Raw genomic sequence first — 19,869 nt, 5'->3', positions numbered from 1 at the left:
GTCAGTCGTGGTCGTCGCGCGCATGCCTGCCACTGGAACGGAACCGCCCCGGGTTCGACCGCTCGTGGCGGTCGGGGCGGTCGGGGTGGTCGCGGCCCCCACTGCGCGGATAGGCCCCGTCATCGGGCCGCGGTGAGTCCAGCCACGTGAGCCACCGTCCGGTGTCGACATGTAACCCGTTGTGCGACAATCCGATCGGATCGTTGGCAGGCTTGGCCGGTGGTACCGGCGGAATGTCGGCGAGCAGTTGGTCGAGTATGGCGCGCCACGAGTCGTCGGCCTGCTCGGTGGGGCGCTCCTCACGCGCGGACAGCGGCTCGGTCGCCGGCTCCCGCTCGGCACGCACCCACGAAGCGGCGCCGTCGTTCCAGTCGATGGTGTACTCGACGTAGTCGTCATCGTCGTCGACGAACGGCTCGTCGTCGTCGGGTGCGACGGTGGCGGTGTGCTCGAGCGGGCGACGCGGGTAGCCGAGCAGGAACATCGCGGCCAGCACACCGAACAGTGCGACGAATGCCGGCAACAGCAACGCTTGCGACATGGCGGCCGCGAACGGCGTGTGCAGGAACGACGGCAACTGCGTCGCACCCGCATCACCCCCCTGGGCCGGATCGGAAGCCCACGACGGCATCTCGGAGTTGACCTGCCACGCCATGAACGCCGCCATGCTGGCGCTGCCCAGCACCGCCCCGACCTGGCGGGTGGTGTTGTAGACACCCGAACCCGCCCCCGCCAACCGCGGCGGCAGGTTGCGGGTCGCGGTCGCGGCCAGCGGTGACCAGATGAACGCCATGCCGACCCCCGTAGCGGTCAGCGGCAACACCAGCCGCCAGATCGGAGTGGCGGGCGTCATCTCCAGTGACAGCCAGGTCATCGCGATCGCCAGGACGGAGAACCCGAACCCGACCACCGGGCGTGGGTGCCACCGGTCGACGATCCGTCCGACGACGGGCGCGAGCACACCGGTGGCGATTGCCATCGGGGCGGTGAGCAGTGCCGACTGCGTCGGCGACAACCCGCACACCGCCTGTGCGTAGAACATGACCGGCACGATCATTCCGGTCACGACGAATCCGATCGTCGCGACACCGAACGTCGACAGCGAGAAGTCGCGGTCGCGGAAGATCTCGAGCGGCAGCAGCGGGTCGTTGCGGTTGGCCGCCTGCCAGAACAGGAACGCGGCCACCACCCCGGTGCCCAGCGCCATCAGACCCCAGACCCAGTGGGTCCATCTGTTGGCCTGCCCCTCCTGCAGGGCGAACACGATGAGGAACAGCCCGACCGCCGACAGGATCACCCCCGGCACGTCGAGCCGCTGCCGCTGCCTCGGCAGTTCGGGTATCAGCCGCAGCGCCAACGCCACGCCCACCACGCCGATCGGGACGTTGACGAAGAAGATCCACTGCCACCCGAGGGCGTCGACCAGGATCCCGCCGGCCAACGGACCGACCAGCGTCGCGACGCCGGCCGTCGCGCCCCAGACGCTCATCGCCATGCCGCGCCGCTCGGCGGGGAAGATGCGGGTGACCGTGGACAGCGTCTGCGGCGTCAGCAGCGCCGCGCCCACGCCCTGCACGACCCGCGCGGCGATCAGCATCCCGATCGTGTCGGACAGCCCGCACCACAGCGAGGCGACGGTGAACACCGTCAGGCCCAGAAGGTAGAGGTTCTTCGGGCCGAACCGGTCGCCGAGGCGGCCCGCGACCAGCAACGGCACCGCGTACGCGAGCAGGTAGGCGCTGGTGACCCACAGGACGGCGTCGTAGCTGGCGCCGAACCTGGCCATGATCGACGGGTTGGCGACGGCGACGATCGTCGCGTCCACCAGGATCATGAAGAAGCCGACCATCATCGCCCACAGCGCATGCCACGGGTTCGTTGAGGCGTTCTGCCTGGTGAAGAGGGTTGACAACATTCTGGGTCGACTAGCACTCGGCGATGCTGCCGACGCTACGGAGCGTGGTCGATCCCGACAAGGCGGGACCACGCGCTGCGAAGCGTCAGGCCGGCTCGGGCACGACGTCGGCGGTGACATCGCGTTCGGAGTCGTCCGCGCGTTCGGCCGCCACACCGACGGCCATGAGCGCGAGCAACGCGATCACCATACCCACCGTCATCACCGCGGCCAGAGCGAACTCGTCGTTGCCGAGCGCACCGACCAGCGGGGCGATCGCGGCACCCAGACCGAACTGCGCGGCACCGAGCAGAGCCGCCGCGGTGCCCGCGGCGTCGGGGTGCCGGGTCAACGCCAGCGCCGGCGCGTTCGGTATGACGAAGCCGACGGCCGCCAGGACGATCCATACCGGGACGACGAATCCGGCCACCCCGCCGACGTCGGCGACCGTGATCCCGACGAAGACCGCACCGCCGAGCGAGGCCACGGTCAGGGCCCACAACACGATGGTCTGCGGCCGCAACCGGCGCAGTAGCACGACGTTGAACTGCGTGGCCCCGATCAGTGCGATCGCACCGGCGGCGAAGACCAGCGCGAAGGCCTGCTGATCCAGACCGTAGCGACCCTGCAGGACGAACGGCGCGGCCGAGATGTAGGCGAACAGCCCCGACATGCCCAGCGCCGCGACCAGAACCAACACGACGAACCTGGTATCGCGCAGCAACTCCAGGTACGTCGCGGCGATGCCGCGCACCTTCAGCGGGCGACGGTGTGCGACGGGCAGCGTCTCGGGCAGGGCCGTCGCCGCAACCACCAGCAACACCCCCGCCATCAGCACCAGCGCGGCGAACACCCAGTGCCAGGAGGCCTTCAGCAGAACCGCGGCGCCCAGCGAGGGAGCCAGCACGGGCGCGACGCCGAGCACCAGCATCAGCCGTGACATCACCGTGGCGGCCACCGACCCGGTGAACAGATCGCCGACGACCGCGACCGCCACCACCGAGGCCGCTGCGGCACCCATCCCCTGTAGCGCCCGAGCCAACCCGAGCACCTCGATGTTGGAGGCGAACATGCACATCAGCGAGGCGACCATGTGCAGCACGATTCCGGCGATCAGCGGCCGGCGGCGGCCCAGCGAATCGGAGAGCGGCCCGACGACCAGCTGACCGAGCGCCAGCCCGGCCAGTGTCCCGGTCAACGTCAGCTGCGCGATCGACGAGGACACTCCGAGCTCCTCGGCGATCCTCGGCAACGCGGGCAGGTACATGTCGATGGTCAGCGGGCCCAAGGCCACCATGACACCCAGTACGACGATCATCCGGATGCGGCTCGGAGTCGTGCCCTCCTGGAACGGAGTCGGGGCAGTCGTCAGATCCACAGCGGTTGATGGTGCCATGGGAATGGTTAGCGTCGCTTCTGATTATTTTCTTCCCGGTCCGGCCGAAGGTGAGCGCGATCACGGCCGGGGCACTCACCGCCGCCGTCGTTCGTTGGCCGAAGCGATAGCCTGAAACGAGTCGTTCGGACAGGAGGCCCCATGAGTGCCCGGTCGAAGGCCAAGAGCCAGTCACCGGCGGTCAGCGAAGGCTCCGCCGAGGATCCGAGCGTCGCCGCCAAGGCGCTCTCCCGCATCATCGAGCGCGGGTCGCGCGTGCAGGCTCCCGCGGTCAAGGCCTACGTCGACCGGCTGCGCGAACAGGACCCGCACGCGACGCCGGCCGATGTGATCACCAAACTCGAGAAGCGCTACCTGAGCGCGGTGATGGCCAGCGGCGCCGCCGTCGGATCGGCCGCGGCGTTTCCCGGTATCGGGACGCTGACCGCGATGGCGTCGGTGGCCGGTGAGACGGTCGTCTTCTTGGAGGCGACGGCGTTGTACGTGTTGGCCGTGGCCGAGGTGCACGGGATTCCGGCCGAGCATCAGGAGCGGCGTCGCGCGTTGGTGCTGGCCGTGTTGGTCGGCGAGGACAGTAAGCGTGCGATCGCCGACCTGATGGGCAGGGGCCGCACTCGGGGCGCCTGGGTCGCCGACGGGGCGGCCACCCTGCCGCTGCCCGCGCTGTCGCAACTGAATTCGCGGCTGCTGAGGTATTTCGTGAAGCGCTACACCCTCAAGCGGGGCGCGCTCGCGTTCGGCAAGACGTTGCCGGTCGGCGTCGGCGCGGTCGTCGGCGGTGTCGGCAACCGCCTGATGGGCAAGCGAATCATCAGCAACGCGCGCAGCGCGTTCGGCACCCCACCACCGCGGTGGCCGACGGTGCTGCACGTGCTGCCCGCGCCCAAGGACTGACGGCGCGTGCCCAGGAAGGTCGTTGTCGTGGTCTGGCCGATGCTTCGGCGCTAGCCTTTAGTCGGCGGAATGCGGGTAATCCGTACAGAACCTGGCGAGCGTTCAGATGTGCTCGCGTGAAGCGAAGAATCGAGGCGAGTAGCTACCGTGAGCTCACCTTCACCATTCGGACAGAACGAGTGGTTGGTCGAGGAGATGTATCGCAAGTTCCGCGAGGATCCCTCGTCGGTAGATTCCAGTTGGCATGAATTCCTTGTCGACTACTCCCCTGAGCCGACCTCAGAGAGTCAGGGCCGCAGCGGGAACGGCCAGCGCACCGCCGGGCCGGTGAGCCCGCCGGAGCCGGCCCCCGCGCCCGCGCCCGAGCGGTCCGACAGCAACGGGGCCGCCCGGCCCGCCAAGGAGACCTCGGCCAAGGAGGGCAAGGCGTCGAAGTCGTCGGCACCGGCCAAGGCTCCCGCCAAGCCCAAGGAGCCCGCGAAGGAGTCGGCGCCCAAGGAGTCGGCCAAGAAATCGGAGAACAAGGCGTCCGCCAAGGCCAAGACCAAGGACAAGGACGCCGAGGACTCTGGCGGCGACGACGAGACTCAGGTGCTGCGCGGCGCGGCCGCGGCCGTCGTGAAGAACATGGCGGCGTCGCTGGAGGTGCCGACCGCGACCAGTGTTCGCGCGGTCCCGGCCAAGTTGATGATCGACAACCGCATCGTCATCAACAACCACCTCAAACGGACCCGCGGCGGGAAGATCTCGTTCACCCACCTCATCGGGTATGCGCTCGTGCAGGCGGTCAAGAAGTTCCCGGGTATGAACCGGTACTTCGACGAGATCGACGGCAAACCCAACGTGGTCACCCCGCCGCACACCAACCTGGGCCTGGCCATCGACCTGCAACGCAAGGACGGCGACCGGCAACTGGTGGTGGCCGCGATCAAGAAGGCCGACACGATGGGCTTCGGCCAGTTCGTGGCCGCCTACGAGGACATCGTGCGGCGGGCCCGCGACGGCAAGCTGACCATGGACGACTTCTCCGGTGTGACGATCTCGCTGACCAATCCGGGCACCATCGGCACCGTGCACTCGGTGCCGCGGTTGATGCGCGGCCAGGGCACGATCCTCGGTGTCGGCGCGATGGAGTACCCCGCCGAGTTCCAGGGCGCCAGCGAGGAACGCATCGCGCAACTGGGCATCGGGAAGCTGGTCACGCTGACGTCGACCTACGACCACCGCATCATCCAGGGCGCCGAATCCGGCGACTTTTTGCGCACCATTCACGAACTGCTGCTCGACGACGACTTCTTCGACGAGATCTTCCGCGAACTGCACATCCCTTACGAGCCGGTGCGCTGGCGCACCGACAACCCGGACTCGGTCGAGGACAAGAACGCCCGCGTCATCGAGCTGATCTCGGACTACCGCAACCGCGGCCACCTGATGGCCGACATCGATCCGCTGCGGCTGGACAAGAACCGCTTCCGCAGCCACCCCGACCTGGACATCCTCACCCACGGGCTGACGCTGTGGGACCTCGACCGCGAGTTCAAGGTCAACGGGTTCGCCGGCGCGGACGAGAAGAAGCTGCGCGACGTGCTCGGACTGCTGCGCGACTCCTACTGCCGCCACATCGGCGTCGAGTACACCCACATCCTCGAGCCCGAGCAGCAGCAGTGGCTGCAGGAGCGCATCGAGAAGAAGCACGAGAAGCCGACGGTCGCCGAACAGAAGTACATCCTGAGCAAGCTCAACGCGGCCGAGGCGTTCGAGACGTTCCTGCAGACGAAATACGTTGGCCAGAAACGTTTTTCGCTGGAGGGCGCGGAGACGGTCATCCCGACCATGGATGCGGTGATCGACCAGTGTGCCGAGCACGCCCTCGACGAGGTCGTGATTGCCATGCCGCACCGCGGCCGGCTCAACGTGCTGGCCAACATCGTCGGCAAGCCCTACTCGCAGATCTTCTCCGAGTTCGAGGGAAATCTGAATCCGTCTCAGGCGCACGGCTCCGGCGATGTGAAGTACCACCTGGGCGCGTCGGGCAAGTTCATCCAGATGTTCGGCGACAACGACATCGACGTCTCGCTGGTGGCCAACCCGTCGCACCTCGAGGCCGTCGACCCGGTCCTGGAGGGCCTGGTGCGCGCCAAGCAGGACATCATCGACAAGGGTGACGGCGACGGTGAGGGCGCCGGGGCGTTCAGCGTCGTGCCGCTGATGCTGCACGGTGACGCGGCGTTCGCCGGCCAGGGCGTGGTTGCAGAGACGCTGAACCTGGCGCTGCTGCGGGGATACCGCGTCGGCGGGACGATCCACATCATCGTCAACAACCAGATCGGTTTCACCACATCGCCTTCGGATGCCAAGTCCTCGGAGTACTGCACCGATGTCGCCAAGATGGTCGGTGCGCCGATCTTCCACGTCAACGGCGACGACCCCGAGGCCGCGGCCTGGGTGGCCCGGCTCGCGGTCGACTTCCGGCAGAAGTTCCACAAGGACGTCGTCATCGACATGCTGTGCTATCGCCGCCGCGGACACAACGAAGGTGACGACCCGTCGATGACGCAGCCGAGCATGTACGACGCGATCGATGTCAAACGCGGTGTGCGCAAGAGCTACACCGAAGCGCTGATCGGCCGCGGCGACATCTCGATGAAAGAGGCCGAGGACGCGCTGCGTGACTATCAGGGCCAGCTGGAACGGGTCTTCAACGAGGTGCGCGAACTCGAGAAACACGAGATCGAACCGAGCGCCTCGGTGGAAGCCGATCAGATGGTGCCCGCCGGCACGAACACCGCGGTCGACAAGTCGCTGCTGGCGCGGATCGGCGATGCGCATCTGTCGGTGCCCGAGGGCTTCAACGTGCACCCGCGGGTCAAGCCGGTGCTGGAGAAGCGCCGCGAGATGGCCTACGAGGGCAAGGTGGACTGGGCGTTCGCCGAGCTGCTCGCGCTCGGCTCGCTGATCGCCGAGGGCAAGACCGTGCGGCTGTCGGGGCAGGACACCCGCCGCGGCACGTTCACCCAGCGCCATTCGGTGATCATCGACCGCAAGACGGGTCAGGAGTTCACCCCGCTGGATCTGTTGACCGTCGACAAGGACGGCAACCCGACCGGCGGCAGGTTCATGGTCTACGACTCCCCGCTGTCGGAGTTCGCGGCCGTCGGCTTCGAGTACGGCTACTCCGTCGGCAACCCTGATGCGCTGGTGTTGTGGGAGGCGCAGTTCGGCGACTTCATCAACGGTGCACAGTCGATCATCGACGAGTTCATCAGCTCCGGTGAGGCCAAGTGGGGCCAGCGCTCGGACGTCGTGCTGCTGCTGCCGCACGGGCATGAGGGCCAGGGCCCCGACCACACGTCCGGACGCATCGAGCGGTTCCTGCTGTTGTGGGCCGAGGGCTCGATGACGATCGCGATGCCGTCCACGCCGGCGAACTACTTCCACCTGCTGCGGCGTCACGCCCTGGACGGCATTCACCGGCCGCTCATCGTGTTCACGCCGAAATCGATGCTGCGAAACAAGGCCGCCGTCAGCGACATTCGCGACTTCACCGAGCAGAAGTTCCGTTCGGTGCTCGAGGAGCCGACCTACACCGACGGCGACGGGGATCGCAGTCAGGCCAAGCGGATGCTGTTGTGCAGCGGCAAGCTCTACTACGAGTTGGCCGCCCGCAAGAACAAGGATCAGCGCGACGACGTGGCGATCGTGCGCGTCGAGCAGCTCGCTCCGCTGCCGCGGCGCCGGCTGGCCGAGACACTGGACCGCTATCCCAACGTCGAGCAGTACTTCTGGGTGCAGGAGGAACCGGCGAACCAGGGTCCGTGGCCGACGTTCGGGCTGACGTTGCCCGAGGTCCTGCCGGAGAAGCTGACCGGGATCACGCGGGTCTCGCGGCGGGCCATGTCGGCGCCGTCGTCGGGCTCGTCGAAGGTGCACGCCGTCGAGCAGCAGGAGATCATCGACGAGGCGTTCGCCTGAGGCACGAAGGCGGACGCCGAGGAGACGACAACCGGCGCGAGGCGTTCGCCTGAGGCACGAAGGCGGACGCCGAGGAGACGACAACCGGCGCGAGGCGTTCGCCTGAGAGCGCGCGGCGACGATGCGGGGCGAGGGACGAGCCCCGAGGAGGAGTCGGGCAATTCAATCTGGAGAAGGGCCTTTAACCGGTTGATTGCGCGCACCCGGTGCGTGGGATCAACCCGTTAGTGGGCGGACCGGCGGTTCCGGCTAACCTCTTGACGGCTACAACACGAGGGAGTGGTTATGCAGGGCTTCGCCGGGAAAGTCGCCGTGGTGACCGGTGCCGGGTCGGGTATCGGACAGGCGCTGGCGATCGAGCTGGCCAAGTCGGGTGCGAGTGTGGCGATCAGCGACGTCGACGCCGAGGGCCTGGCGGCCACCGAGGAGCGGCTGAAGGCGATCGGCGCGCCGGTGAAGACCGACCGCCTCGACGTCACCGAGCGCGAGGCCTTCGAGCTGTACGCCGACGCGGTCGTCGAGCACTTCGGCAAGGTCAACCAGATTTACAACAACGCCGGCATCGCGTATGTCGGCGACGTCGAGGTGACCCCGTACAAGGACATCGAGCGGGTGATGGACGTCGACTTCTGGGGCGTCGTCAACGGCACGAAAGCGTTCCTGCCGCACCTGATCGCCTCGGGCGACGGGCACGTCGTCAACGTGTCGAGCCTGTTCGGCATCTTCTCGGTTCCCGGCCAGTCGGCATACAACTCGGCCAAGTTCGCGGTCCGCGGGTTCACCGAGGCGCTGCGCCAGGAGATGCAGGCCGCCGGCCACCCGGTCAAGGTCACCACCATCCACCCCGGCGGGATCAAGACGGCGATCATGCGAAATTCGACCGCCGCCGAGGGCGTCGACCGCGAAGGCCTGACCAAGACGTTCGACACCAGGCTGACGCGGACCACGCCCGAGGAGGCCGCGAAGATCATCCTCGACGGCGTCCGCAAGAACCGGGCGCGGGTGCTCGTCGGGGCCGACGCGAAGATCCTCGACGCGATCGTGCGGCTCACCGGATCGGGCTATCAGCGACTGTTCCTGACGGTGATGAAGCGCCTGGTGCCCAACGCGCACTGATCGCCCGCGCCGAACCTGAAGCTTTGTGCGAAGTTCCGCGATTTCGTGACGAATACCTTCAGTTTCGGCGATGACGCTAGGAGTCGCCGAGGGGGTGTTCGGCCAGGAACGCGTCGGCCACGTGACCTGGATCAGCGCCATCGGCGACCTTGGCGCGCATCTCGGCCAGCGCCGCGGTGTCCAGCACACCGGCGACCTCGTTGAGCGCGAGCACCTGTGACTCGTTGAGCTCGTTGCGGCGAGACAGCGGCACCACGTTCTCGGCGCGGATCAGCGACGTGCGATCCGACAGCGTCAGCAGTTCGGGCGGGACGCCCGGGGCCGCGGTCGTCGTCCATGCGGCGGGAAACCGGCCGGCGCGCACGGCGTCGAAAGCCGCTTGGCTGTCGGGGAATTCGGTCACCTTGGGTTCACATGTGCCGATCGTCGCCGGACGCGGTGCATCGGTGACCGCGGCGATGGCCAGCCGGTCGCAGTTGCGCACCGCGGCGGTGACGTCGCGCCCGCCCCACTTCTCGGCGGTCGTCTCGGTCACCGCGAGCGCCGGCTTGTCCTCTGCCGACGTGGTGTAGTCCCCCGCCGCGACACCCTCGGGCAGCGCGGAGACCATCTCCCGATACACCTGCGTCGGCGCGCGTGCCGCCGACTCGGGATTGAACCTGTGCAGCAACCGTCCGGTGAATCCCGGGACGACGCGGACGACACCGGAGTCCAGCCCGGTCAGCGGGTCGTCCTCGATCTTGACGTGGGCGGGGCTGCCGTACGAGCGCAGCGCCGCGGCGTAGAGGTGGGCGATCAACGTCGACTCGGGATCGGCTGTGGCGCCGACGGCTATCGACGGCCGTTCGGTGTCCCCGCCGCACGCCGCGCTGCCCGCCACGATCACCGCGACGAGCGCCAGCGCCAGCCGCCGGCTCACTGGTGACTAGCCGCCCGACGTGTCGCGGGAGGCACTGGCGACCGCCTGCGCGACGGCTGGTGCGACGCGGGGGTCCAGCACGCTGGGCACGATGCGGTCGGCGGCCAGGTCGTCGCCGACCACCGAGAAGATCGCCTCGGCGGCCGCCACCTTCATCCGCTCGGTGATGCGGCGCGCGCCCGCGTCGAGCGCGCCGCGGAACACGCCCGGGAACGCGAGCACGTTGTTGATCTGGTTCGGGAAGTCGCTGCGCCCGGTGGCGACGACGGCCGCGTACCTGCTGGCGTCGTCGGGATGGATCTCCGGATCCGGGTTCGACAGCGCGAACACGATCGAGTTGGGCGCCATCGAGGCGATCAGGTCGGCGGGCACGACGCCCGCGGACAACCCGAGGAACACGTCGGCACCGTCGAGCGCCTCGGCGATGCCGCCGGTCAGCCCGCGCGGATTGGTCGACTCGGCCATATCGGCCTTGTAGGAGTTGAGGTTCTCCCGGCCCTTGTGCACGATGCCCTGCGAGTCGAGCAGCGTGATGTCGCTGACACCGGCTGCCATCAGGATCTTCGCGCACGCGATGCCGGCCGCACCGCAGCCGGAGACGACGACCCGCAGCGATCCGATCTCGCGGTCGACGACCTTGGCCGCGCCCAGCAGGGCGGCCAGCACGACGATCGCAGTGCCGTGCTGATCGTCGTGCATGACCGGGCAGTCCAGCGCCTCGACCAGGCGCCGCTCGATCTCGAAGCACCGCGGTGCCGAGATGTCCTCGAGGTTGACGGCCCCGAATGTCGGGCGCAGCCGCACCAGGGTCTCGACAATCTCGTCGGTGTCCTTGGTGTCGAGCACGATCGGGATCGAGTCCAAGTCGGCGAACGCCTTGAACAGCGCGCTCTTGCCCTCCATCACCGGCAGCGACGCCGCCGGTCCGATGTCTCCCAGCCCCAGCACCGCGCTGCCGTCGCTGACGACCGCGACCATGCGGCTCGCCCACGTGTAGCGGGCGGCCAACGTGTGGTCGGCGGCGATGGCACGGCTGACCTGGGCCACGCCCGGGGTGTAGGCGACGGACAACGCCCGCTCGGTGTCGAGGGCCGCGTTCAGCGCTACCGAGAGCTTGCCGCCCACGTGGGCCGCGAAGATCTCCTCATCGCTGAGGACGATATTGGATCCGGTCAATGGAAGGTCTCTTACCGCTTGCGACACGGCGCCCAGGTTAACGACGAACTGGTAGGTAACCTAATCGCCCGCCGGCTCAAATCAGGCCGAGGTCCGTGACCGCTTTGCGCTCGTCGGCGAGCTCGGCCGTCGTCTTGTCGATGCGGCTGCGGGAGAAGTCGTCGATGTCCAGCCCCTGCACGATCGACCAGTTGCCGTCCTTCGTCGTCACCGGGAACGACGAGATCAGGCCCTCCGGCACACCGTAGGAACCGTCGGAGTACACCGCCATCGACACCCAGTCGTTAGCCGGGGTGCCCAGCAGCCAATCCCGGGCGGCGTCGACGGTCGCCGAGGCGGCCGACGCCGCCGAGGAGGCACCGCGGGCGTCGATGATGGCCGCGCCGCGCTTGGCGACGGTCGGGATGAAGTCGTTCTCGATCCAGTTCTGGTCGTTGACCACCTCGGCGGCGTTCTTGCCGCCGACCTCGGCGTGGAAGATGTCCGGGTACTGGGTGGCCGAGTGGTTGCCCCAGATCGTCATCTTCTTGATGTCGGTGACCTTGGCGCCGGTCTTGCGGGCCAGCTGGCTGATCGCCCGGTTGTGGTCGAGGCGGGTCAGCGCCGAGAACCGCTCGCGCGGAATGTCGGGAGCGTTGGACATCGCGATCAGCGCGTTGGTGTTGGCCGGGTTGCCGGTCACCCCGATGCGCACGTCGTCGGCGGCCACCTCGTTGAGCGCCTTGCCCTGGGCGGTGAAGATCGCGCCGTTGGCCTCGAGCAGGTCGCTGCGCTCCATGCCCGGGCCGCGGGGGCGGGCGCCGACGAGCAGCGCCAGGTTGGCGCCGTCGAAGATCTTGTTCGCGTCGGCGCCGATCTCCACGCCGGCAAGAAGCGGGAACGCGCAGTCGTCGAGCTCCATCACCACACCCTCGAGCGCCTTGAGCGCCGGCTCGATCTCGAGGAGCCGCAGCTCGACCGGCCGGTCGGGGCCGAGCAGTGATCCGCTCGCGAGGCGGAACAGCAAGCTGTAGCCGATCTGGCCGGCGGCACCGGTGACTGCGACCTTGAGGGGAGTTGTGCTCACGTCAGATGCTCCTTGGACAGATGTACGTGGCCCGCACCGCGGGCGGATTGCGTCGGGAACGAAACTAGCAGGCAGCCGACGCGCCCAGCCGCGTAGCATCGACCACGGCCCGAAACCGGGCGTGCGTCGTTCAGGAAGGCTGCGCCGATGCCGTCGTTCAGTCCGGGCCGACAACCCGGACGTGCGACCGTGAAGAACAGCCGCGACGGCGTGGCCGCCGACCCGGTCCGCGTGCCCGTGGCACACGCGACGGTGGATTGCGGCGTCTATTGCGACGGCACTCGACTGCCCGGAAGCTTCACCCACGACGCGGCCCAGAACAAGGTCGAAGAGCTGCGCGGCGAAGGCCGGAACGCCTTCGTCTGGATCGGCTTCCATGGACCCGACGAACGCCAGATGCAGACGGTCGCGAATGTTTTCGGTCTGCACGCGCTCGCCGTCGAGGACGCCGTGCACGCACACCAGCGGCCGAAGCTGGAACGCTACGACGACACCTTGTTCCTCGTCCTCAAGACTGTCACCTACGTCGAACACGAGTCGATCGCGAAGGCGCGCGAGATCGTCGAGACCGGCGAGATCATGATCTTCGTCGGACCCGACTTCGTGGTGACCGTCCGGCACGGTGAACACGGCGGGCTGGCCGGGGTGCGCAAACACCTCGAGGCCTCGCCGCACCTGCTGGAGCTCGGCCCCTATGCGGTGATGCACGCGATCGCCGACCACGTCGTCGACGGCTACCTCGAGGTCACCGAGTCGATCGAAACCGACATCGACGCGATGGAGGAGGACGTCTTCTCCCCGACCAACCGGACCGACATCGAGTGCATCTATCTGCTCAAGCGCGAGATCGTCGAACTCCGCCGTGCGGTCGGCCCGTTGGCCACCGACCTGCAACGTCTCGGTTCCGAGCACAGCGACCTGATCTCCGTCGAGATCCTGCGGTACATGGGCGATGTGCTCGACCACGCCATCAAGGCGTCCGATCGCATCGCCAGCTTCGACGAGGTGCTCAGCTCGCTCGTGCAGGCGGCCGTCGGCAAGGTGGCCATGCAGCAGAACACCGACATGCGCAAGATCTCGGCCTATGTGGCGATCGCCGCGGTGCCCACGGCGATCGCCGGCATCTACGGTATGAACTTCGAGCACATGCCCGAGCTGTCGGCGACCTGGGGCTATCCCGCGGTGCTGCTGTTCATGGTGGTCATCTGCGGTCTGCTGTTTCGCGCCTTCCGGCGCAACCACTGGCTCTGAACTCCCGAATCGCATTCCCGCAGGCGCCTCTCGACATTTCGCTGCCGGAACGCAATTTCGCGCGGAGCTCAGCTCGGTTTGGCCGCCGGGCGCGCCGGGTCGAGCACGTCGACGCCGTCCTGTTGCCACGCCTCGCGCATCGCGTCGGCACCCTTGAGGCGCACCCACGCGGCTTCGGTGGCGGTGATCGGTGTGGCGGCCAACACCTTCACCGGTTCCAGCGGGCCGGCCAACGGCACATCGCCGATCGCGCTGTCGCTCAACAGGAACGCGGTGAACGGTGTGGACTCCCACAGCGGTGTCTCCAAGTCGATCAACGCATCGGGCGCCAGGACGAGCCCTTCCACCGCTGGCGCGGCGGCCACAATCGCGATGGACCGGTGCAACCCCCGCGGCGATGGCCCACGCAAGGCGACGATCACCTCCGCACGCGGACCGTGTACGACGTCGGTCACCATCTCGGTCGGATCGAACATCGGATGACGCGAACAGCCCAGCGACACATGGTGCATGACCCCGTCGGCGTCGGGCCCGAACCGCAGCACGTCGATGGTCTCGGTGCCCAGGAATGTGACGCTGGCCTCGTCGGGCTCGGAATCGATGCCCTGCGCGGCGAAGTGCTCGCGCAGGTGGGTGCGGACCTTCGCGGGGACGTCGATCACTCGGCCGGTGGCGCGGGTGGCGCGGATGAATCGGCGTCGGGCAGGCTGAGGTTGTTGCCCGTCTCGGGATCGAACACGACCAGTTTTGACGTGTCGAACGCCAACTGAACCGTGTCGCCTTGTTTGGCGGTCGAATCGACCGAAACCCTTGCGACGAACTCGTTTTCGCCGACGCCTGACTCCGCGGCCAGCTCGGCAAGCTGCGCTGAATGCGCGCCGGCGCCTTCGGTTTTGAAGTGGAGGTACTTGTCGGCGCCCAGCGACTCGACCATGTCCACCTTCACATCGAAGGTCAGTGCGCGAATGCGCGCATACCCGTCGAGCACGGCGGCGTCCTCGAAATGCTCGGGCCGGATTCCGACGATCACGTTCTTCGGTGCGTTGCGCCGGGCCAGCAGGTCGTAATTCTCCTGAGTGAGGGTCACCTCGCCGAACGGCAGCCGCACGCCGACGTCGGTGATGGTCGCGGAGAAGAAGTTCATGGCCGGCGAGCCGATGAAGCCGGCGACGAACAGGTTCGCCGGGCGGTTGTAGAGGTCCTCGGGAGTTCCGATCTGCTGGGCCACCCCCGCGCGCAGCACCACCACACGGTCGCCCAGCGTCATGGCCTCGGTCTGGTCGTGGGTGACGTAGACGGTGGTCGTGCCGAGCCTGTCCTGCAGGCGGGCGATCTCCGCGCGCATCTGTACACGCAGCTTGGCGTCGAGGTTCGACAGCGGCTCGTCCATCAGGAAGGCCTTGGGATCACGCACGATCGCGCGGCCCATCGCCACGCGTTGCCGCTGACCGCCCGACAACTGTCCCGGTTTGCGGTCCAGAAGTTCGCTCAGATCAAGGATTCTCGCGGCTTCGTCGACCTTGCGGGCGATCTCGTCCTTCTTCCGCTTGGCCAGCGTGAGCGGGAAGGCGATGTTCTGCCGAACGCTCATGTGCGGGTACAGCGCATACGACTGGAAGACCATCGCGATGTCGCGGTCCTTGGGCGCCTTCTCGTTGACGCGCTCGCCACCGATGCGCAGTTCGCCCGAGGTGATGTCTTCCAGGCCCGCGATCATGTTGAGCGTGGTCGACTTTCCGCATCCCGACGGGCCGACGAGGATGATGAATTCGCCGTCGGCGATCGTCATCGACAACTCGTGGACGGCCGTCGCGCCGTTGGGGTAACTCTTGGTCACCCGGTCCAACACAATTTCGGCCATGGAACTACCCCTTCACCGCACCGGATGTCAGTCCGGCGACGATCCGTCGTTGGAAGATGAGGACAAAGATGATGATCGGGATGGTGATGACCATTGCACCCGCCGCGATCGATCCGGTCGGTTCCTCGAACTGTGAACTGCCGGTGAAGTTCGCGATCGCCACCGGCGCGGTGATGGCGCGTTCGGTTGCGGTCAGCGACAACGCCAACAACAGGTCGTTCCACGCGAAGATGAACACCAGGATCGCGGCGGTGACGATGCCGGGCGCGGCGAGCGGGGCGATCACCTTGCGGAACGCCTGCGCCGGCGTCGCACCGTCCATCTTGGCCGCCTTCTCCAGATCCCAGGGGATCTCGCGGAAGAACGCCGAGAGCGTGTAGATCGCCAGCGGCAGCGCGAAGGTGATGTACGGGATGATGAGTCCGGGCCAGGTGTCGAACAGCCCGACCGCGCGCTCGATGTTGAAAAGCGGTGTGACGAGCGAGATGTGGGGGAACATCGCGATCAGCAGGGCGACGCCGATCAGCAGCCGCTTGCCCGGGAAGTCCAGCCGCGCGACCGCGTACGCGGCCATCCCACCGATCACCACCGCGATGGCAGTCGTGATCAGGCCGATACCGATCGAGTTGATCAGCGCCGAGGTGAAGATGTTGCCCTGGAATATCGCCTTGTAGTTGTCGAAGGTGATCTCGGCGGGAATCAGCCTGCCGTCCTTGACACTTGACGTCGGCTTGAGCGACAGGGACAGGATCCACAGCACCGGGAAGAGCGCGTAGACGATGACCAGCACGTTGACGATCGTCCAACCGGTGACCCGTGACGCACCGACGCGCTCAGCCATCAGCGATTCTCCTCGGCGGACCCCGGCGCCGCGGCACCGAAGATCTTGATGTAGATGAACGCGATGATCGCCACGCACAGGAAGATCAGCACGCTGATCGCCGAGCCGAGACCCACGTTGAATGCCTTGAACAGGTTGTCGTATCCCAGGATCGACACCGAACCGGTGTTGTTGGCCCCGCCGGTGAGGATGTAGATGTTGTCGAAGATCCGGAACGCGTCGAGGGTGCGGAACAGCAACGCCACCAGGATCGCCGGCTTGATCAGCGGCAGGATCACCCTGGTCAGCCGTTTCCAGGCGCCCGCACCATCGACCTGGGCGGCGTTGAGCAGATCCTGTGGCACCAGCGCCAATCCGGCCAACAGCAGCAGCGCCATGAACGGCGTCGTCTTCCACACCTCGGCCAGCACCACGATCGCCAGAGACGGAAGCTGTTCGGTCAGCGGGGCACTGCCCTCGGGCAGCAGGTTCGCCAGGTACCCCGTGCCCGGCGTCCACGCGTAGTACCAGCTGTATGACGCGGCGACCGTGACGATTCCGTACGGGATGAGGATCGCCGTTCGTACGACGCCCTTGCCGAAGATGGTGCGGTGCATCACCAGCGCCAGCGCCATGCCGAGGACGAATTCGATGGCCACCGAGACGACGGTGATGCCGAGCGTGACGAAAAAGGCTGTCCACCAGTACTGGTCGGTGAGGATGGTGACGTAGTTCTCCAGCCCGATGAACTCGGTGTCGTCGGGGGCGGCCATGTTGTTGCGCTGCAGGCTCAGCCACACCGCGTAGGCGATCGGGTAGCCCGTCACCGCGAGCATCAATACGACCGCGGGCGCGATGAGCAGGAAGGCCAACTTGCGTTCCGAGCGGGTGTCGTCGCTGCCGGTCGCGCTCGGTGCCGGCGCGGTCGCGGCCGCGGGTGGCGCCGTCACGGGATCAGCCCCTTCCCGTCGATGGCCTTCTGCACCTGCTCTGTGAGTTCGTCTGCGGTGCGCTCGGGGTCGATGTCGGTGATCGGAGCCAGCGTCGTGGAGATGCGGGTGGAAACCGCTTGGTACTGCGGCGTGGCGGGACGCACCGCGGCGTTGGTGAGTTGTTGGCGGATCAGCTCGTGCTGGGGGTATTTCGCCTGGAATGCCGGATCGCTGTACAGCGAGGTGCGCACCGCGGGCAGTCCACCTTCGACGGAGGTGTACCGCTGGTTCTCCATGTCGCGCAGGCATCGAATGGCTTCGAACGCCTCGGCCTTGTGTTGCGTCGTCTTCGCCACGGCGAGGTTGAGGCCGCCGATGGTGACCCTCGCCGCCTCACCCGGCCGAACGCCCGGATACGAGGCGAATCCCAGGACCTTCCTGCTCGCCTCGAAGGCGGTCTCGAACTGTTCATCGCTGGGCGAGAACGTTCCGACGTCGCTGATGCTGCCGGCCAGCGACGGGTCTTTGTCCAGCGGCAGGAACGTCACCCCGCCCTTGATCGCGTTCTCGAGCAGCGACGGCAGCACGTAGGGCCAGTTCACCTCGAGCGCCGCTTTGCCCTGTTCGAGCGCCAGCCGTGCGGTGGTCTCGTCGGTCTGAGTCACCGACGGGTCCGCACCGGGTGCGGTGGCGACGCTCTTGATGATCTGCAGCGCCTTGACGGTGGCGGCGCGATGTTCGGGTGTGTCGGTCAGCGTGACGGTTTGGCCGTCGTCGGAAAGCACCTGACCGCCCGCGCTTTCCAGCAGGGTGTTGAACCAGACGACCAAGCCTTCGTACTGCTTTCCTTGTACCGCAATCCAGCTCGGCCCACCGGCGGCGTGCAGCCGGGTCGCCTCGGCCACCATGTCATCCCAAGTCGATGGTGGCTCCGGTATCAGATCGGCTCGGTACCAGAGCAATTGGGTGTTGGTGGTGATCGGCGCGGCGTAGAGCTTGTCCTGCCACGTAGCGGTTTCCAGTGGGCCCGGCAGCGTGTTGGCCCTCGCGTCGGCCTCGGCCTGACCCGCCGGATCGTCGGAGAGCGGCAACGCCCAACCGGCTTCGGCGAACTCGGCGGTCCACACCACGTCGAGCGCCATGACGTCGAGGCTTCTGTCGTTTCCGGTCAGCCGCCGCGCGAGCTGGAGCCGTTGGTCGTCAGCGCTCTTCGGCAGGCTGATCTGCTGAATGGTGAAGCGGCCGCCGAGTTGTTCGTTACACCGCTCGGCGACGGCCGTGAACGTCTGCGCCTCGTTGGCAGGCGTGTAGTAGTTGATGACGATGCCGCCGCTGTCGGAACCACACGCCGTCAGCGTTGACGCCGCCGTCAGCGCAGCGATCGCCGCGGCGCCCATCCGCCGTGGGCCGCGCATGCTGGCGAAGCGCACCACCCGCCTCCGTCCGCGCCGAATGTCGGGAATCTCCCGCGCGCAAACCGTATTGCCACAAGTGTATGGTTTGCAACACCTCGGCGGCGCGCGGCGCGCACCGTTACGCAATCGCGAGCGTGCGCAACATCCGCTTTGTGCGCGGTGTGTCGTCTGCAGACCCGCACACTCGCCGAAAAGGGGTGGGCGTCAGATGGTCAAGCGCGCCAGCAGATCCCGTCCGCGTTCGGCGTTCTGCGGATCGCACAGCACGTCGTAGCGTCCCGCCACGAGTTGCAGCGTAGAACTGAAATCTCTTGTGCCGCGTGCCATCGCATATGGGATCGCGGACGTGATGAGGCCGAAGAACACACCGGCGATCAGGCCGGTGGCCAGTGCTGCCCACGGGTTGGGGCTGAAGAACCCGAGAATCAAGCCGATGAACAGGCCCAGCCACGCACCCGTCAGAACACCACCGCCGAGCACCTTGGGCCACGACAGCCGGCCGGTGACCCGCTCCACCTGCATCAGGTCGACACCGACGATCGTCACCTGCTGGACGGGAAATTCTTGGTCTGAGAGGTAGTCCACGGCGCGCTGCGCCTCGGCGTACGTCGGATACGAACCGATGGGCCACCCCTTCGGCGGCGTGGGCAGACCAGCGGGGCCGCGGCCCATATTTGGGCCACCCGGCGTTGCGCCGGGATTTGCTCCAGGTTGAAACGGGCTGGTCATCGGTCCTCTATCTCCTCTTTGCCGCGAATCGTTAAGTTGCTGTCTCGTAAGGGACAACGCCGCGATGGCCGCAATCGTGCCCGAGAATTGCGCTAGGTTGACAAGCATGACAAATCCCGGGGAGGACGCAGCACGAAACGCACCATCCGAATCCGATGGAGGTGCCTCCGAGCCGACGTCCGCCGGTTACGAGGCGCCGTCGATCGAGCAGTCGCAGACTTGGCCGCCCGACCCGACCACGCCGCCGTCAAGCGACGATTCGTCATCCGAGCGGTCGGCCGACCAACCGCCCGCGTACGGCTCGCCGTACCAGGCTCCGCCGGCATACGACCCGCCGTCGGGGTATTCGCCGCCTCCCGCCTACCCCCCGCCGCGCCGACGGCAATGCCGGCGATCGCCAACCCGCGACCGCCCTCGCCGTTGGTCTT

The 19,869-nt window shown here is 67.2% G+C and carries 15 protein-coding genes; 4 read left to right on the top strand and 11 right to left on the bottom strand.

What is annotated here, in order from left to right; translation table 11 throughout:
* Position 1: 1 nt before the first annotated feature.
* Together AU072_RS09255 and AU072_RS09250 are read right to left on the bottom strand one after the other, a co-directional pair.
* Positions 2–1,915 (bottom strand): MFS transporter, encoded by a 1,914-nt coding sequence (locus AU072_RS09255; protein WP_064413516.1) that lies wholly within the window; start codon positions 1,913–1,915, stop codon positions 2–4.
* An 85-nt stretch (positions 1,916–2,000) separates the two neighbouring features.
* Positions 2,001–3,290, bottom strand: coding sequence for a multidrug effflux MFS transporter (locus tag AU072_RS09250; RefSeq protein WP_064413515.1), 1,290 nt, complete (start codon positions 3,288–3,290; stop codon positions 2,001–2,003).
* Between the two features lie 141 nt (positions 3,291–3,431).
* On the opposite strand from AU072_RS09250, the gene AU072_RS09245 reads away from it, so the two are divergent.
* The 3 genes from AU072_RS09245 to AU072_RS09235 all read left to right on the top strand — a co-directional run bounded on the left by AU072_RS09245 (position 3,432) and on the right by AU072_RS09235 (position 9,272).
* Entirely contained in the window at positions 3,432–4,184 is a 753-nt protein-coding gene (locus AU072_RS09245) for a hypothetical protein (RefSeq protein ID WP_064413514.1), read from the top strand.
* Between the two features lie 195 nt (positions 4,185–4,379).
* Positions 4,380–8,156, top strand: coding sequence for a multifunctional oxoglutarate decarboxylase/oxoglutarate dehydrogenase thiamine pyrophosphate-binding subunit/dihydrolipoyllysine-residue succinyltransferase subunit (locus AU072_RS09240; protein WP_235629836.1), 3,777 nt, complete (start codon positions 4,380–4,382; stop codon positions 8,154–8,156).
* Between the two features lie 285 nt (positions 8,157–8,441).
* Positions 8,442–9,272, top strand: coding sequence for an SDR family NAD(P)-dependent oxidoreductase (locus tag AU072_RS09235; protein WP_064413512.1), 831 nt, complete (start codon positions 8,442–8,444; stop codon positions 9,270–9,272).
* A 76-nt stretch (positions 9,273–9,348) separates the two neighbouring features.
* Here AU072_RS09235 and AU072_RS09230 read toward each other — a convergent pair whose 3' ends face one another.
* Genes AU072_RS09230 through AU072_RS09220 form a run of 3 tightly spaced genes read right to left on the bottom strand, consistent with a single transcriptional unit; the run spans position 9,349 to position 12,433 of the window.
* Positions 9,349–10,191, bottom strand: a complete 843-nt coding sequence (locus AU072_RS09230; protein WP_064413511.1) for a glycine betaine ABC transporter substrate-binding protein — start codon at positions 10,189–10,191, stop codon at positions 9,349–9,351.
* 6 nt (positions 10,192–10,197) lie between these two features.
* Positions 10,198–11,394, bottom strand: coding sequence for an NAD(P)-dependent malic enzyme (locus AU072_RS09225; RefSeq protein WP_082680746.1), 1,197 nt, complete (start codon positions 11,392–11,394; stop codon positions 10,198–10,200).
* 49 nt (positions 11,395–11,443) lie between these two features.
* Positions 11,444–12,433 (bottom strand): malate dehydrogenase, encoded by a 990-nt coding sequence (locus AU072_RS09220; RefSeq protein ID WP_064413509.1) that lies wholly within the window; start codon positions 12,431–12,433, stop codon positions 11,444–11,446.
* Positions 12,434–12,580: 147 nt separating this feature from the next.
* Here AU072_RS09220 and corA point away from each other — a divergent pair, with 147 nt between their 5' ends.
* Positions 12,581–13,684: a magnesium/cobalt transporter CorA gene (gene corA / locus AU072_RS09215; protein WP_064413508.1), complete on the top strand. Its 1,104-nt coding sequence runs from the start codon at positions 12,581–12,583 to the stop codon at positions 13,682–13,684.
* A gap of 68 nt (positions 13,685–13,752) precedes the next feature.
* Here the strand turns inward: corA and AU072_RS09210 are convergent, their stop codons facing one another.
* The 6 genes from AU072_RS09210 to AU072_RS09185 all read right to left on the bottom strand — a co-directional run bounded on the left by AU072_RS09210 (position 13,753) and on the right by AU072_RS09185 (position 19,441).
* Positions 13,753–14,346, bottom strand: a complete 594-nt coding sequence (locus tag AU072_RS09210; RefSeq protein WP_064413507.1) for a suppressor of fused domain protein — start codon at positions 14,344–14,346, stop codon at positions 13,753–13,755.
* The gene (locus tag AU072_RS09205; protein WP_064413506.1) at positions 14,343–15,545 is read right to left on the bottom strand and encodes an ABC transporter ATP-binding protein; all 1,203 of its coding nucleotides are present in this window, start codon (positions 15,543–15,545) and stop codon (positions 14,343–14,345) included. Before AU072_RS09205 ends, AU072_RS09210 begins: the two co-directional genes overlap by 4 nt.
* Before the next feature lie 4 nt (positions 15,546–15,549).
* Positions 15,550–16,386: a carbohydrate ABC transporter permease gene (locus AU072_RS09200; RefSeq protein WP_064413505.1), complete on the bottom strand. Its 837-nt coding sequence runs from the start codon at positions 16,384–16,386 to the stop codon at positions 15,550–15,552.
* A complete protein-coding gene (locus tag AU072_RS09195) occupies positions 16,386–17,315 on the bottom strand; it encodes a carbohydrate ABC transporter permease (RefSeq protein ID WP_064413504.1) in 930 nt (309 codons plus the stop codon). The genes AU072_RS09200 and AU072_RS09195 overlap by 1 nt, the downstream gene beginning before the upstream one ends.
* On the bottom strand, positions 17,312–18,712 hold the full coding sequence (locus AU072_RS09190) for an ABC transporter substrate-binding protein (RefSeq protein WP_064413590.1): 1,401 nt from the start codon (positions 18,710–18,712) through the stop codon (positions 17,312–17,314). The genes AU072_RS09195 and AU072_RS09190 overlap by 4 nt, the downstream gene beginning before the upstream one ends.
* A 204-nt stretch (positions 18,713–18,916) precedes the next feature.
* A complete protein-coding gene (locus AU072_RS09185) occupies positions 18,917–19,441 on the bottom strand; it encodes a general stress protein (RefSeq protein ID WP_064413503.1) in 525 nt (174 codons plus the stop codon).
* Positions 19,442–19,869: the final 428 nt, after the last annotated feature.

The organism is Mycolicibacterium novocastrense (genome assembly GCF_001499835.1).
In the GTDB taxonomy this organism is placed as follows: Bacteria; Actinomycetota; Actinomycetes; order Mycobacteriales; family Mycobacteriaceae; genus Mycobacterium; species Mycobacterium novocastrense.
The sequence above is the reverse complement of the archived record's forward strand: the minus strand, read 5'-3'. Positions and strand labels throughout refer to the sequence as shown.